Origin of the sequence: Actinomadura opuntiae (genome assembly GCF_030283205.1) — a bacterium.
In the GTDB taxonomy this organism is placed as follows: domain Bacteria; phylum Actinomycetota; class Actinomycetes; order Streptosporangiales; family Streptosporangiaceae; genus Spirillospora.
The window spans coordinates 1-13,250 of sequence record NZ_JASNWF010000020.1; the positions used below are offsets into that span (position 1 = coordinate 1).

The following is a 13,250-nucleotide window of genomic DNA, read 5'->3' on the forward strand; positions in this document are numbered from 1 at the left end:
GCCGCCCCCCCGACCACCCGTCCCGACATCCCCCAGCAGATCCCGGCCCCCGCCTCCTTCGCAACCCCGCCCCCTTCCCCCCGCCCGAGACCACTCCCCGGAACACCCCCGCTGCGGCGAACCAGAACGGTGAGCAGGCAGCGACCGATGCCCGTTCCACCGAACGCCCGAACGAGACCGCCGGTCAGCCGGCGCCCGACGGCGTGCCGACGGCGCGTGATGGTTCTACCGAGCCCGCTGAGCCGGTCGCGCCTACCACGGCACACCAGGGCACCGAGCAGCCAACACCATCGGCGCCTGCCGCTTCCGCCGAGCGCGCGAGTGAGGCGGTTGCGCCTGCTTCGATTGAGCGCGATGCCATCTCCGGCCAGGACGCACCCGCCGCGGCGCAGCAGAACGGCGAGCAGGCAGCGGATCGCTCGGCCGAGCAGGTGAGCGAGCTGCCCGGTCGTGACGCCAGAACGGCCGCGAACGCGGCCGCCCCCCAGCAGGCCGCGTCGGACGGCGTGCCGGCGGCGCGTGATGGTTCTACCGAGCGCGCGAGCGAGCCCGCCGAGCCGGTTACGCCTGCCGCGCCGCACCAAGGCAGCGAGCAGCCAACACCATCGGCGCAGGGTGGCCCCGCCGAGCGTGCGAGTGAGCCCGCTGAGTCGGCGGCTGAGCCGGTCGCGCCTGCCACGGCGCGTCAAGGCAGCGAGGAGTCCACGCCATCGGCGCCTGCTGCTTCTGCCGGGCAGCCGGCGGAGGCCGCCGAGCGCGACGTCGGACCGCGCGAGGATGTGGCTGACACCGCGGGGCGCGACGCTGAGCGGGCGAGTGAGGCGGCCGCCCCTGCTGCCGCGCAGCAGGCGGGAGAGCGTGTTCGTTCCGCTGAACGGGCTGGTGAGGGCGCTGGCCGGGAGTTCGGCGTGGGCGAGGAAGTGCCCGTTGCTCCGGACCGGGACGCCGTGCAGGCAGCTGGCAGGCCGGCGGTGCCGGAGGCGCGTGAGGGTGCCGGAGAGCGCGTCAGTGAGGGCGCCGATGCCGGGGCCAGCGGGAACGTGCCCGGCGCGGAGCAGGCGGCGCCGGGTGGGGCCGCTGCTTCTGCTGGTGAGGGGCGTCAGGGAGCCGTGCCGGTCGGTGGGGCTTCGCGGGGGCGCAGGCGTGGCGCGGAGCAGTTCGGCGGGGAGCCCGGTGACAAGAAGGTCGCCGGGTGGCGGACGGCGGCGCCTCGCAGGGCGCCGGTCGCGCCGCCGCCCCAGCAGCAGCCAGCCCAGCAGCAGCCGGTGCCGCAGCAGCCGGTGCCTCAGCGGCCGGCGGCGCAGGGGCCCACGCGGCCGGATCTGCCGCGGCAGGTGCCGCAGCGGGGCGGCCAGGGCGCGCCCGTGCAGCCGGCGGCGCGGCAGCCCGAACAGCAGCCCGCGCAGCCGCCTGCGGTGCGGCCGCCGGCGCCGACGCGGCCGGACATTCCGGTGCAGGGCAGGCCGGCCGCGCCCGCGGCGTTCGGCGGGCCGCAGGCCGGGCCGGGCGAGGAGAACGAGTGGCGGCCCGCCAAGCAGGAGCGGGACGCGGGGACGCCGCGCCTGGAAGCGCCGCGTCCGTGGTCGAAGGGCTTGTCGAAGCCGCTGCGTCCGGCGTCCACGGACAACATGCTGTGGCCGCCCTTCCCCGAGCCGGGGAAGGCGCCGGAGGCGTACGCGGACCTGCCGCCGCAGGGCGTGCCGATCCCGGAGCGGCCGCAGCAGCCCCAGCCGCCGCAGGAGCCGGTGGAGGAGCAGGCGCCGCCGCGCGAGGTGCGGTCGCAGCCGCAGTCGCCGGTGCGGCCGAGGCCGCTGCCGCCGCCCCCGGCGCCGCCCGTGCACGGGCCCGCGATCACCCCGCCGGGGCCGGAGCACGAGGTCACGACCGGCGGGCTGCGCAGGCTGATCCAGGCGGTCGGCGGCGGGCACGGCGAGGTGGACGCCGAGTACCAGCAGCGGCTCCAGCAGCCGTTCCACGGGACGCGGCACGTCGTGGTCCTCGGGTGCACCGGCGGCGCGGGGCAGACCGTCACCGCGCTGATGCTCGGGCACACGTTCGCGCAGCACAACGGCGAGCCGGTCGTCGCGATCGACGTGAACCCGGGGCCGGGCGCGCTGGCGCGGCGGACGCGCAGCGAGACCAACGAGACGCTGACCTCGCTCATCACGCGGGCGGACCAGGTCGGCAGCCTCACCGCGATGCGCCGCTACACCTCGCAGGCCAAGTCCGGGCTCGATGTCATCGCGGCCGGGAAGAACCCGCTGCAGGCGCTCGACGACCGCGACTACGCGCTCGCGATCCGCACCATTGACAAGTTCTACTCGGTGACGCTGCTGGACACGGCCGCGGCGGTGGTCGCGCGCGTCCTGCCGTACGCCGACCAGATCGTGCTGGTCGCGCCGGCCAGCGCGGACGCGCCGCGCGCGGTGGCGATGACGTTCGAGTGGCTGGACGGGCACGGCTACGAGGAGCTGCGGTCCCGCGCCGTCACGGTCATCAACGGGGTGAGCCGCCGCAGCATGGACGACGTCGAGCAGGCCGAGGCCGTCGCGCGGGGGCGTTGCCGTGCCCTCGTGCGGATCCCGTGGGACGATCACCTCAGCATGGACCGCGCGCCGCGCAACGAGCTGAAGTCGTTGCGCGCGCCGACGCGCCGTGCCTATCTTGCCCTCGCCGGCGTGGTCGCCGGCGGCTTCACCGTCGTGCCCGAGCGTTACCAGGAGCTTCAGCAGGAGCAGGAGGCCACCCGATGAGCGCCCCTCGCGGGCACCGAGCCGGCCGGACGGGCGCGAGCGTGGCGGGCGCGCCTGTCGATGATGTCCGCCCGGACGCCGAACACTCTCCCCGCCAGCCCTTCGCAGCCGCATGCCGATCGGGAGAATCATTGGTCAGGACCAGGGTCGGGAGGACGGCATGAGCAAGGCCAGCCGGCTGGCCGTGCGGTACTTCGACGACCGCGTGCTGCTCACCGACAACGCGGCCTGGGCGTACTTCCGGCTGCCCACGGTGTCCTACGAGTTCACCACGGGGGAGGAGCGGGAGGCGCTCGCCACCAACATCACCATCGCGCTCGCCGGGATCCGGATGCAGGACGCCGAGGTGCACCTGCGGATCGCGCACCGGACGTACCCGGCGGCGGAGTGGGCGCTGGCGCTGGACAGGACGTCCGACGGCGGCGCCGGGTGGCGGGAGTACCTCGAGGAGACCTACGCGCACGTGTGGGCGAAGGACTTCTGGACCAAGGAGGTCTACCTCGGGGTGCGGCTCGGGCAGCGCGGGATGGGCGCGCACCTGTCCGGCGGGGTGGTGTCGCAGCTCCTCGGGTTCTACAAGCGCAGCGAGAAGGTCCTCGGCGTCAACGACGACGCGATCGACAAACGGGAGATCGGGCGCTGGACCGACCAGGCCGAACGGATCGGCCGGGCGCTCGGCGGATCCGCCCTGTACGCCCGGCACGCCACCTCCACGGAGGTGGCGTGGCTGTTCCAGCACGCGGTGACGGGGTCGCTGGCCGATCCGCCGCCGTCGGCGGTGCCGCGCCGGGCTTGGGGGAAGGGCGAGATCGAGTCGCTGGTCGAGGGCGCCATCCACAACGGCCGCTCGTACCTGCGGATCGAGCAGCCGAACTTCACCGGTATGGGCGGCGGCGCGACGGCCGCGTCCTATGTCGCGTACCTGTCGTTCGCCCGGTTCCCGGACATGATGCCGTTCCCGGACGGCGAGCCCTGGTTCCACTACGCCGACGCGCTGCCGTTCCCCGTCGAGATCAGCGCGCGGATGAAGCTGATCCCGCCGGCGAAGGCGTCCAAGGACGTCTCCCGCAAGCTCGCGCACGCACGCGACATGGACCAGCACATCCGGGAGGCGGGCGCGGAGGCCCCGATCGCGCTCGCGGAGCAGATCGATGCCGCGCGGATGCTGGAGCACGGCATCACCAAGGAGCGCCTCCCGTTCGTCTACGGGTGGCACCGGCTGATCGTGTCCGCGCCGACCGAGGAACTGCTCGCGCAGCGGGTCGACGCGGTCGTCGAGCACTACCGCGACATCGGCATCGACGTCGTCAACTCGACCGGCGACCAGTTCTCGCTGTTCCTGGAGTCGCTGCCCGGCGACCAGATCCGGCTGAACGCCTATGCGCAGCGGCAGCCGCTGCGCACCATCGCGGGCGGGATGCCGGTCGCGACCGTCGACCTCGGCGACCGGACGGACGACAACGACGAGGGCTGGATCGGGCCCTACATCGGCGAGACGCTCGGCCGGGCCCGGTCGATCGTCCACTTCGACCCGCTCGTCGCCGCGGCCCGCAACCGTCCGACCGCCGTCGCCATCACCGGCGAGCCCGGCGGCGGCAAGACCACCCTCGCGCTGCTGCTGATCTACCAGATGGCGCTGCGCGGGGTCACGATCGCGGCGATCGACCCGAAGGGCGACGCCGAGTCCCTGGTCGAGCTGCTGAAGGCGCGGGGGCGCAAGGCGCGGATCCTGCCGCTCGGGTCCGCCGCGCCCGGCCTGCTCGACCCGTTCTCGTTCGGCGACGACCTCGCCACCAAGAAGACGATGGCGACCGAGACGCTGCGGCTGCTGCTGCCCCGGATGTCGGAGGAGCGCGAGTCCGCGATGATCCAGGCGGTCGGCGCCGTCGCGAACGCCGACCAGCCGTCCCTCGGCCGCGTCGTCGACCACCTGGAGGGCGCCGCCGACCCCGCGTCCAAGAACCTCGGTGCGGTGCTGCGGTCGATGTCGGAGATGCACCTCGCGCGGCTGTGCTTCGACCCGTCCGGCGGCGAGCGCATCGACACCGCCGGCTGGACGACCGTGTTCACCCTCGGCGGCCTCACCCTCCCCGACGTCGCCATCTCCCGCGAGGACTATTCCTACGAGCAGCGGCTGTCGGTCGCGTTGATGTACCTGGTGTCGCAGTTCGCGCGGCGGCTGATGCACGGCCTCGACCGGCGGCTGCCCAAGGCGATCTTCCTGGACGAGGCATGGGCGATCACCTCCACACCAGAGGGCGCCAAGCTGGTGCCGGAGGTCTCCCGGATGGGGCGCTCCCGCAACACCGCGCTGATCCTGGTCTCCCAGAACGCGGGCGACCTGCTGAACGAACAGGTGACCAACTGCCTGTCGTCGGTCTTCTCCTTCCGCTCCACCGAACGGGTCGAGGTCGGCAACGTGATGTCGCTGCTGGGGGTCGAGTCGTCCGACGAGCACAAGGCCGTGCTGCGCAACCTCGGGAACGGCGAGTGCATCTTCCGCGACCTGGACGGGCGGGCGGGGCGGATCGGCGTCGACCTGATCTCCGAGGAGCTGCGGCGCTGGCTGGACACCAACCCGACCCGGTCGCGTCCCGGGCAAGCAGAACTCACCGCAGCGGGGGCCGAGGTCGAGGAGGTCAGCCGATGAGGGGTCCCCGCATCCGGACCGAGCGCCTGCAGCGCTCACCCGGCGAACGCCTCGACCTGCGCCGCACCCGCACCCGGCGCCGCCGCCCGCGCAGCAGGCGTTCCGCCGTGCTGCTGATCATCATGGCGCTGTTCCTGGTCAGCCCGCTGTCGCCCGCGTCCGCCTCGATCCCGCTGCCACCGGGGTCCAACCCGAACGACGCGTGCGCGCCCGCGGACAACCCGTCGCCGGAGGCGTACGGGTCGGGGACGGACGGGCTGATCAAGCCGCCGAACTATCCGGACGCGAAGCTGCAGGGAACGCCGGTCGACCAGCTGACCTACTACGACCGGTACGGCACGGCCGGGCAGACCTGGTACGCGGTCGACATGGGCTGCTCGGACGCGATGGCGATGATGGGCAACGCCGTCGCCAACACGACGTTCACGCTGGTCCGGGCGATCGACCGGACGACGATCAGCATCTACCAGGCCGCCGCGTCGGAGTCGCTGCTCGGCTGGCTGAAGACCACGGTCGACGGCGTCATCAGCGGGATCGGCAAGACCTTCAACGCGCGCTACTGGTCGTGGGTGGTCATCCTCGGCGCGATGTGGCTGGCTTGGTGGGGCCTGGTCCGCAAGCGGGCGAGCAAGGTGACCGAGGGCGTGATCTGGATGGTGGCCGCGATGGTGGCGCTGATCTGGCTGATCGCGCGGCCCGCGGACTTCACCACGCTCGGCACGAAGGTGTCGTCGGCGACGAGCGCGGCGTTCAACGCTGCGCTGCCGCAGAGCGATACCAAGGGCGGCAGATGCATCCCGCCGCCGGACGGCAAGCCGGACCCGATGGCGTCGGCGAACCTGGACGCCACCACCCGCAATGCGAACGGGCTGTGGGTGGCGCTGGTCTGCAAGCCGTGGCTGCAGGGCGAGTTCGGCACCACCGACCCGAACGCGAAGATCGTCAAGCAGAACGCGGACAGGCTGCTGTCGTCGCAGGCGGTGGACCTGCCGGAGACGTACGGCGGCCAGAAGGTCGATCTCGGGAAGAAGGCCGACGACTACAAGGGCGTCGCCAAGACCATCAAGGACGACTATCCCGGGACGTACTCGCTGTTCCAGGGCAAGAGCTGGCAGAACCGGCTGGCGGTGGCGTTCGGCGGGCTGTTCGCGGCGCTGGTCGCCGGCCTGCTGATCATGGTGATCGCGATCGCGCTGATCGTGGTGAAGATCGCGTTCCTGCTGCTTTTGGTGGCCGGGCCGATCTTCCTCGGGATCGGCATCCATCCGGGCATCGGCCGGGTGATCGCGGTCCGCTGGCTGGAACTGCTGCTGTCGATGCTGCTGAAACAGGCGGCGCTGATCGGCGTGCTGGCGCTGCTGCTGTGGGCGTACGGGCTGATCCTCGGCGAGACGCTGCCGTGGGGCCTGCAGATCCTGCTGATCGCGCTGGTGACGTTCGCGGCGTTCATCTACCGCAAGCCGTTCCAGCACCTGTTCTCGGCGGTCGGCTACTCGGCGGTGGGGTCGCGGGAGAAGAGCGAGGCCCATCTGGACAAGTCGGTCGCCGAGGCCCGCAAGAACACGGTGGCCGTCGCGGGCGCCGTGGTGCCGGGCGCGGCCGGGTACCGGCTGGGACGCTGGGCCGGCAAGCGGGACGCGGCGGCGGAGGCGGCCGGTGGCGGCGCCCTCGCGGACGCGACGGCCGGTGCCGGTGCGGCCGACCGGCGGGCGGGCGTCACCACGGCCGGGGCGGGCGACGGGCCGTCGCCCGAGGCGGCCCCGGTGCTCGCCGCGAAACCGCGGACCGGCGGCATCACCACGGGTCCGGGACGGTCCCGGCGCGGCGCGCCCCCGCTGAACCTGCCGTCGCGGACGGCCAAGGCCGGCGACGGACAGGCGGCCGCCGGCGGTGCCGGTGCCGGTGCCGGTGCCGGTGCCGGTGGCGGTGGCGGAGGTGCGGGCGTGGGCGCGGTCGTCGCGCGGCCGGGCGGGGTCTCGGGTGGTCGCTCGGGCGGCGGCTCGACGTCGGGCGGAGGCTCGGCGGCGGGCACCGGTAAGCCCTCCGGCGGCGCGGGCTCCGGGACCGGTACTTCGCGTCCCACCTCCTGGGCTGGACGCGGCGGTTCCGGCGGCGTCACAGGAGGCGGCGGCAGCGGCGGATCCGGCGGGTCGTCCGGTGGCGGCTCCGGCTCCGGCTCCGGCTCTGGCGGTGGTTCCGGTGGTTCCGGTGGCGGCTCCGGGAACGGTGGCGGCCGCGGCGGCTGGTTCTCCGGTGGCGGACGCTCGTCCGGCTCCACCGAACGGGCCCGCGGCCGTGCAGGCGGCGGCTCTGGGGGCTCCGGCGGCTCGGGCGGTTCCGGTGGCGGCGCGCCCGCGCGCGGTTCCGGCGGCTCTGGTGGTTCCGGTGGCTCGGGCGGTCCGGCATCGAACGTCCCCCGGCCGCGGGCCGGTGCGGGCGGCGGCGGGGCCGCGCCGCCGAACGGCGGGCCGGGCGGGCGGCAGGCGCCGCCGCCGCTGTGGGGCCGGCGCGGCTCCGAGGAGGGCCCGCCGATCCCGTTCTGGCTGCGTCCCGTCGAGCCCCGCCAGGGCGAGTCCGACCGGGGCGAGTGATGAACCTGAACGACCGCCAGCGCAAGCTCCTGTTCGCGGGGCTCGTGATGGTGCTCGCCGCCGTCGGCGTCTACCTGACGCTGGCGGCGCCCGACCGCGGCCACGACAAGGCGGACGCGCGCCCGAAGGTGACGGTGACGCCCGGTCCGAGCGGCCCGGCGTCGCCGCCGCCGGGGATCCACAGCACCGTCGACCCGAGGAACTTCGACATCTACCGGCTACTGCCGTTCTCGCAGCAGGACTTCGCGGCCGCCGCCGACCTGGCGCAGCGGTTCGTGGCGGCGTACGGGACGTACCGCTACGACGAGGACCCCGCCGCCTACGTCGGCCGGTTCGCGGGGCTGGTCACCGACGACCTGCGCGGTCAGCTGCAGGCGGACGCGTCGACGCCCGGCCTCCAGGACCAACGCCGCAAGGAGCAGGTCGTCGCGCAGGGCAGCGCGTCGCTGGACCAGGTCCGCACCGTCGAGAACAACTCGATCATCTTCTTGGTGACCGGCCGGCAGCAGCTGACCAGGAACGGGACGGCGAGCAGCGACGGCAAGCAGTACGCGGTGACGGTGGCGCGCGACGGCGGCTCGCTGAAGGTGTACGCGTTCGAGCCGGCGGACGCGGGGCAGGCGGGGGACACCGGATGACCCCCAAACGGGTGCTGGCGGCGTGCGCGCTCGCCGCCGCCGCGGCGCTGTTCGTCGCGCTGATCTTCGTGCCGATCCTGTTCGGCGCGAGCCAGTTCATGTTCGGCGGCAGCGTGAACGGCGGCTGCGTCGACACCGCGGGCGCGGGCGCGCAGCCGGCGGAGGCGACCGACGCCAAGGCGATCCCGGCGGACTACCTCGACCTCTACAAGAAGGCCGGCAAGGACTACGGCATCCCGTGGAACGTCCTGGCGGGCATCGGCGAGGTCGAGACCGGGCACGGCACCTCGAACTCGGCGGGCGTGCACAGCGGCGAGAACTACGCGGGCGCGGGCGGGCCGATGCAGTTCCTCGACCCGACGTTCAAGGCGTTCGCGGTGGACGGGAACAAGGACGGCAAGAAGAACCGCTACGACCCGGCCGACGCGATCCCGACCGCCGCCGCCTACCTCAAGCACAACGGCGCCCCGCAGCGGATGAAGACCGCGATCTTCCAGTACAACCACTCGTGGGACTACGTGAATCTGGTCCTGACCTGGGCGAAGCGGTACGCCAACGGCGACTTCGAGGCCGTCCAGTCCAACGGGGTCAACTGCGAGGACAACGACCTTCCGGCGAACGCCAGCGCGCTCGTCCAGAAGATCATCGCGTTCGCGCTGGCACAGCGCGGCAAGCCGTACGTGTTCGGCGCCACCGGGCCGGACGCGTGGGACTGCTCCAGCCTGGTGCAGGCCGCCTACCGGGCGGTGGGGCTGGCCATCCCGCGCACCACGTTCGAGCAGTGGCCGTTCGGGGTGAAGGTTGCCAAGGGCAAGGAGCAGCCCGGCGACCTGGTGTTCTTCAACTCGGGCCCGGGCACGTCGGCGGACAACCCCGGCCATGTCGGGATGGTGATCGGCAAGGGCAAGATGATCGTGGCGAGCTGCTCGTCGTGCGTGCCCGCGATCGGCGTGAAGACCTACAAGCGGCCCGACTGGGTGGGCGTGACGCGCCCGCTGGCCAATCCGCAGCTGAAGAGCAAGGTCGGGCAGCTCGCCGCGCAGCAGCCCGGCGGCTGACCCGCCCGGCGTCAGCAGCGGAAGTCGATGTCGTAGAACGTGCCGTAGTGGTCCGGTGTCCAGTACATCCCGTCGTGGCCGAGATGGTCGGACGTGATGATGCGGCGTGCGCCGCGCGTGGAACTGCCGGGCGTCGTCACCGTGTACTCGTGGTAATAGCCCCGCGGCTCCTTCGGCAGCTGTCCTTCCCGGTTCTGGAAGACGATGCCGTCCTGCGGATAAGGGAACGGTCCACCTTCGTCGATCAGCGCGATCGTGTCATCGGCCTGCGACGGGAGCGCCGTCTCGCAGACGGGGGAGACGGCGGTGGCGGCGTTCGCCGCGGGGCCGGTGAGTCCCGCGATGAGCAGGGCGGCTGGGAGGAGTGCGCGGCGGAATTTGTGGCGAGCGGTCTTCATGGGGCGAGTGTCGCACCGGGGTGCTCAGCGGAAGCGCCGTTTGCCGACTACTAGCAGGACGTCGCGGAGTGCGTCGGCCGCGTCGCGGACGGCCTCCGCGGGCACCCCGGCCATGGCCTCCCGGTGCGCGCGGGACGAGGCATCCAGGGCCAGCGCGGTGACTCGCAGGCCCTCGGGGGTGAGCTGGACGAAGCGGCTGCGGGCGTCGCCGGTGTTGGCCTCGCGCTCGATGTAGCCGGCCTTCTGCAGCCGTTGCAGCACGTTGCTGGTGCCGCCGGAGGTGAGGAACGCCGACCGGGTCAGCTCGCTCGGGCGCAGCCGGTACGGTTCGCCGGCCCTGGTCAGCACGGTCAGCACCTCGAACTCGGCGTAGGTGAGGCCGAGCTCGGCCAGCTCGCCGCGCAGGGCCTGCTGGACGAGCGCCCCGATCCGCGCGGCGCGCTTGCTGACCTCCAGCATCGCGATGACGTCCTCGCCGAGACCGTCGCGGCGCCAGGCAGCGGCCAGCTCGTCCACCTCGTCCCGGCGCCCGCCGTCGTCATCGCGCACACCCCGAGAATACTCGTCCTCTGTATTGCTTTTCTAAAAGCTTCTTTTTAAGCTTTGCGACATGACATCCTCTCTGCTGCTCCGCAACGGCACCGTCATCGACACCGCTCCGGCGCCCAGGGTTCTCGGACGCGCGGACGTGCTCGTCGAGGACGGACGGATCGCCGCGGTCGGCCCCGGCCTGACCGCGCCGGCCGGCGCCGAGGTGCTGGACGCCACCGATCGCATCGTGATGCCGGGTCTTGTCGACACCCACCGGCACACCTGGCAGACCGGCATCCGCGCGATCCTGCCCGACAGCACGCTGCCCGCTTACCTGCAGCGCGTGCTCGGCGAACTGGCGCCCCGGTACCGTCCCGACGACGTCTACACAGGGACCCTCGCCGGGGCGCTGGAGTGCCTCGACTCCGGGATCACGACGGTCGTCGACTGGTCGCACATCATGTTCAGCCCTGACCACACCGACGCCGACATCGCGGCGCTCCGCGCGTCCGGCGTCCGCGCCGTGTTCGGCTACTGCTACGGCGGCGGCGACGACCTCGACGCGCTCGCCGCCGAGACGACCCGCGTCCACCGCGAGTACTTCGAAGCGCAGTCCGGGCCCGTGTCGATGTGGCTGGCCGCGCTCGGCCCGGAGATCGCCGGGGAGGCCCGCGCGCTGGCCGAGTGGCGGCTGGCCCGCGACCTCGGCCTGCCGGTCACCGTCCACATGGGCGGCCACGGAGCCGGGAGCGCCGCGCGGGGGCTGGCATTCCTGGAGGACAACGGCCTGCTCGGCCACCCCGCCATGTACGTGCACGCCAACTTCTACACCGACGAGGCGTTCAAGAAGATCGCGGCCAACGGCGGCACCGTCTCTGCCACGCCCGGCGTCGAGGCGGCGCTCGGCATCGGCGATCCGGCCACCGGACGGGCGCACGCAGCCGGCGTTCCCATCGGGCTCGGCGCCGACACCGTCGCCAGCGGACCGGGCGACATGTTCGGCGTCATGCGGGCGGCCTACTTCCTGGAGCGCGCCCGGCCGGACGGCGCCGGCACCTGGTTCACCACCGCGCAGGCCCTGCGCGCCGCGACCCTCGGCGGTGCCGAGGTGGCCGGGCTGGCCGACGTCACCGGATCCCTGACGCCGGGAAAGCAGGCCGACCTCATCGTCCTGCGCACCGACAGCCTCGGCATGGCGGCGGCGCACGACCCGATCGCGGCGGTCGTCCTGTCCGCCGAGACCCGCCATGTCGACACCGTCCTGGTCGGCGGCCGGGTGCTGAAGCGGGCGGGGGTGCTGCAAGGCCACGACGTCCCGTCGCTGCTGGACGCGGTGCGGTCGTCGGCGGGGCGCCTCGCCGCCGCCTGACCCGGCGAAAAATCCGGCGAAGACCGTCCGCACCGCGTGGCATGCTGGCGGCGTGGAGTCCGAGATACGCGTCCGCATCGCCGACGACCTGCTGTTCTTCCTGCCCGCCGCGCGCCGCGAACCGGTGAACCGGGTCCCGTGGGACGGGACGTCGACGCTCGGGCACGTCGTGGAGTCGCTCGGGGTCCCGCTCCCCGAGGCCGGCCGGATGACCGTCCGCGGCGAGCCCGTCGAACCGTCCGCCCGGCCGTCCGCCGGGGACGAGGTCCGCGTGGACGCCGTGCCCCGCCCCCAGCCGGTCCCGCTCGACCCCGGCCAGGAGGCGCCCCGCTTCCTGCTCGACGTCCATCTCGGCACGCTGGCGCGCCGGATGCGGCTCCTCGGCCTCGACACCGCCTACCACAACGACATGGACGACCCGGCGCTGGTCGTCCAGGCGAACGACGAGCGCCGCGTCCTGCTCACCCAGGACCGCGGCCTCCTGCGCCGCCGCGCCCTCTGGTTCGGCGCCTACGTCCGCGGCTCCCGCCCCGACGACCAGCTCCGCGACGTCCTCGACCGGTTCGCGCCGGTGCTGAGCCCGTGGACGCGCTGCACCGCCTGCAACGGCGTGCTCCTCCCCGTCGACAAGACGGAGATCGAGCGCGACCTCGAGGCGGGCACGCGCCGCAGCTACGACGTCTACGGCCGCTGCGCCGGCTGCGGCCAGGTGTACTGGCGCGGCGCCCACGGCGACCATCTTGAGAAGATCGTCGACGAGGCGATCCGCCGGGTCGAGACGGCCCGCACCGGAACCGTCCGGGCGGAACCGGCCGTCTCAGAATGACCGGACGGAACGGGAGGGGCTGGTCACCATCGGCGATCTGGTAGTCGTGGGCGCGGCGATCATCCGGGACGGGCGGCTGCTCGCCGCCCAGCGGGCCGAGCCGCCGCACATGGCGGGCGGCTGGGAGCTGCCCGGCGGCAAGGTGGACCCGGGCGAGTCCGACGAGGACGCCGTCGTCCGCGAGTGCCACGAGGAGCTCGCGATCAAGATCCGCCCGGTCCGCCGCGTCGGCGGCGACTGGCGGCTGAGCGAGCGCGCCCTGCTGCGCGTCTGGACCGCCGAGATCGTCGAGGGCGAGCCGCGGGCCCTGGAGCACCTGGCCCTGCGCTGGCTCGCCCGCGACGAGCTGTACGACGTCGCCTGGCTCCCCGGCGACCGTCCCGTCATCGCCGAACTGGAGCCCGGCCTCGGCTGACGGCGCGCCGAGGCCGGCCCG

10 protein-coding genes are annotated in these 13,250 nt (G+C 73.4%); 8 read left to right on the top strand and 2 right to left on the bottom strand.

Going from position 1 to position 13,250, the window contains the following annotated elements:
• The first annotated feature begins 1,109 nt into the window (after positions 1 to 1,109).
• The 5 genes from QP089_RS35680 to QP089_RS35700 all read left to right on the top strand — a co-directional run bounded on the left by QP089_RS35680 (position 1,110) and on the right by QP089_RS35700 (position 9,690).
• Positions 1,110 to 2,753, top strand: coding sequence for a MinD/ParA family ATP-binding protein (locus QP089_RS35680; RefSeq protein ID WP_285917858.1), 1,644 nt, complete (start codon positions 1,110 to 1,112; stop codon positions 2,751 to 2,753).
• A gap of 160 nt (positions 2,754 to 2,913) precedes the next feature.
• Positions 2,914 to 5,403 (top strand): ATP-binding protein, encoded by a 2,490-nt coding sequence (locus QP089_RS35685; RefSeq protein ID WP_285917859.1) that lies wholly within the window; start codon positions 2,914 to 2,916, stop codon positions 5,401 to 5,403.
• Positions 5,400 to 7,994, top strand: a complete 2,595-nt coding sequence (locus QP089_RS35690; protein WP_285917861.1) for a type IV secretion system protein — start codon at positions 5,400 to 5,402, stop codon at positions 7,992 to 7,994. The genes QP089_RS35685 and QP089_RS35690 overlap by 4 nt, the downstream gene beginning before the upstream one ends.
• Positions 7,994 to 8,632, top strand: a complete 639-nt coding sequence (locus QP089_RS35695) for a hypothetical protein (protein ID WP_285917863.1) — start codon at positions 7,994 to 7,996, stop codon at positions 8,630 to 8,632. The genes QP089_RS35690 and QP089_RS35695 overlap by 1 nt, the downstream gene beginning before the upstream one ends.
• A complete protein-coding gene (locus QP089_RS35700; protein ID WP_285917865.1) occupies positions 8,629 to 9,690 on the top strand; it encodes a C40 family peptidase in 1,062 nt (353 codons plus the stop codon). The genes QP089_RS35695 and QP089_RS35700 overlap by 4 nt, the downstream gene beginning before the upstream one ends.
• Before the next feature lie 11 nt (positions 9,691 to 9,701).
• On the opposite strand, the gene QP089_RS35705 is transcribed toward QP089_RS35700, so the two are convergent.
• A complete protein-coding gene (locus tag QP089_RS35705) occupies positions 9,702 to 10,088 on the bottom strand; it encodes a guanyl-specific ribonuclease (protein WP_285917867.1) in 387 nt (128 codons plus the stop codon).
• A gap of 24 nt (positions 10,089 to 10,112) precedes the next feature.
• Positions 10,113 to 10,637, bottom strand: coding sequence for a MarR family winged helix-turn-helix transcriptional regulator (locus QP089_RS35710; protein ID WP_285917870.1), 525 nt, complete (start codon positions 10,635 to 10,637; stop codon positions 10,113 to 10,115).
• 61 nt (positions 10,638 to 10,698) lie between these two features.
• On the opposite strand from QP089_RS35710, the gene QP089_RS35715 reads away from it, so the two are divergent.
• Genes QP089_RS35715 through QP089_RS35725 form a run of 3 tightly spaced genes read left to right on the top strand, consistent with a single transcriptional unit; the run spans position 10,699 to position 13,229 of the window.
• Positions 10,699 to 11,988: an amidohydrolase family protein gene (locus tag QP089_RS35715; RefSeq protein WP_285917872.1), complete on the top strand. Its 1,290-nt coding sequence runs from the start codon at positions 10,699 to 10,701 to the stop codon at positions 11,986 to 11,988.
• Positions 11,989 to 12,040: 52 nt separating this feature from the next.
• A complete protein-coding gene (locus tag QP089_RS35720; RefSeq protein WP_285917874.1) occupies positions 12,041 to 12,814 on the top strand; it encodes a Mut7-C RNAse domain-containing protein in 774 nt (257 codons plus the stop codon).
• A gap of 46 nt (positions 12,815 to 12,860) precedes the next feature.
• Positions 12,861 to 13,229, top strand: a complete 369-nt coding sequence (locus QP089_RS35725) for a (deoxy)nucleoside triphosphate pyrophosphohydrolase (RefSeq protein WP_285917876.1) — start codon at positions 12,861 to 12,863, stop codon at positions 13,227 to 13,229.
• Positions 13,230 to 13,250 lie beyond the last annotated feature (21 nt).

Excerpts from the sequence above, each read along its gene's own strand:
- QP089_RS35715 (WP_285917872.1), top strand. The coding sequence starts at position 10,699 with ATGACATCCTCTCTGCTGCTCCGCAACGGCACCGTCATCGACACCGCT.
- QP089_RS35700 (WP_285917865.1), top strand. The coding sequence starts at position 8,629 with ATGACCCCCAAACGGGTGCTGGCGGCGTGCGCGCTCGCCGCCGCCGCG.
- QP089_RS35685 (WP_285917859.1), top strand. The coding sequence starts at position 2,914 with ATGAGCAAGGCCAGCCGGCTGGCCGTGCGGTACTTCGACGACCGCGTG.
- QP089_RS35695 (WP_285917863.1), top strand. The coding sequence starts at position 7,994 with ATGAACCTGAACGACCGCCAGCGCAAGCTCCTGTTCGCGGGGCTCGTG.
- QP089_RS35690 (WP_285917861.1), top strand. The coding sequence starts at position 5,400 with ATGAGGGGTCCCCGCATCCGGACCGAGCGCCTGCAGCGCTCACCCGGC.
- QP089_RS35705 (WP_285917867.1), bottom strand. The coding sequence starts at position 10,088 with ATGAAGACCGCTCGCCACAAATTCCGCCGCGCACTCCTCCCAGCCGCC.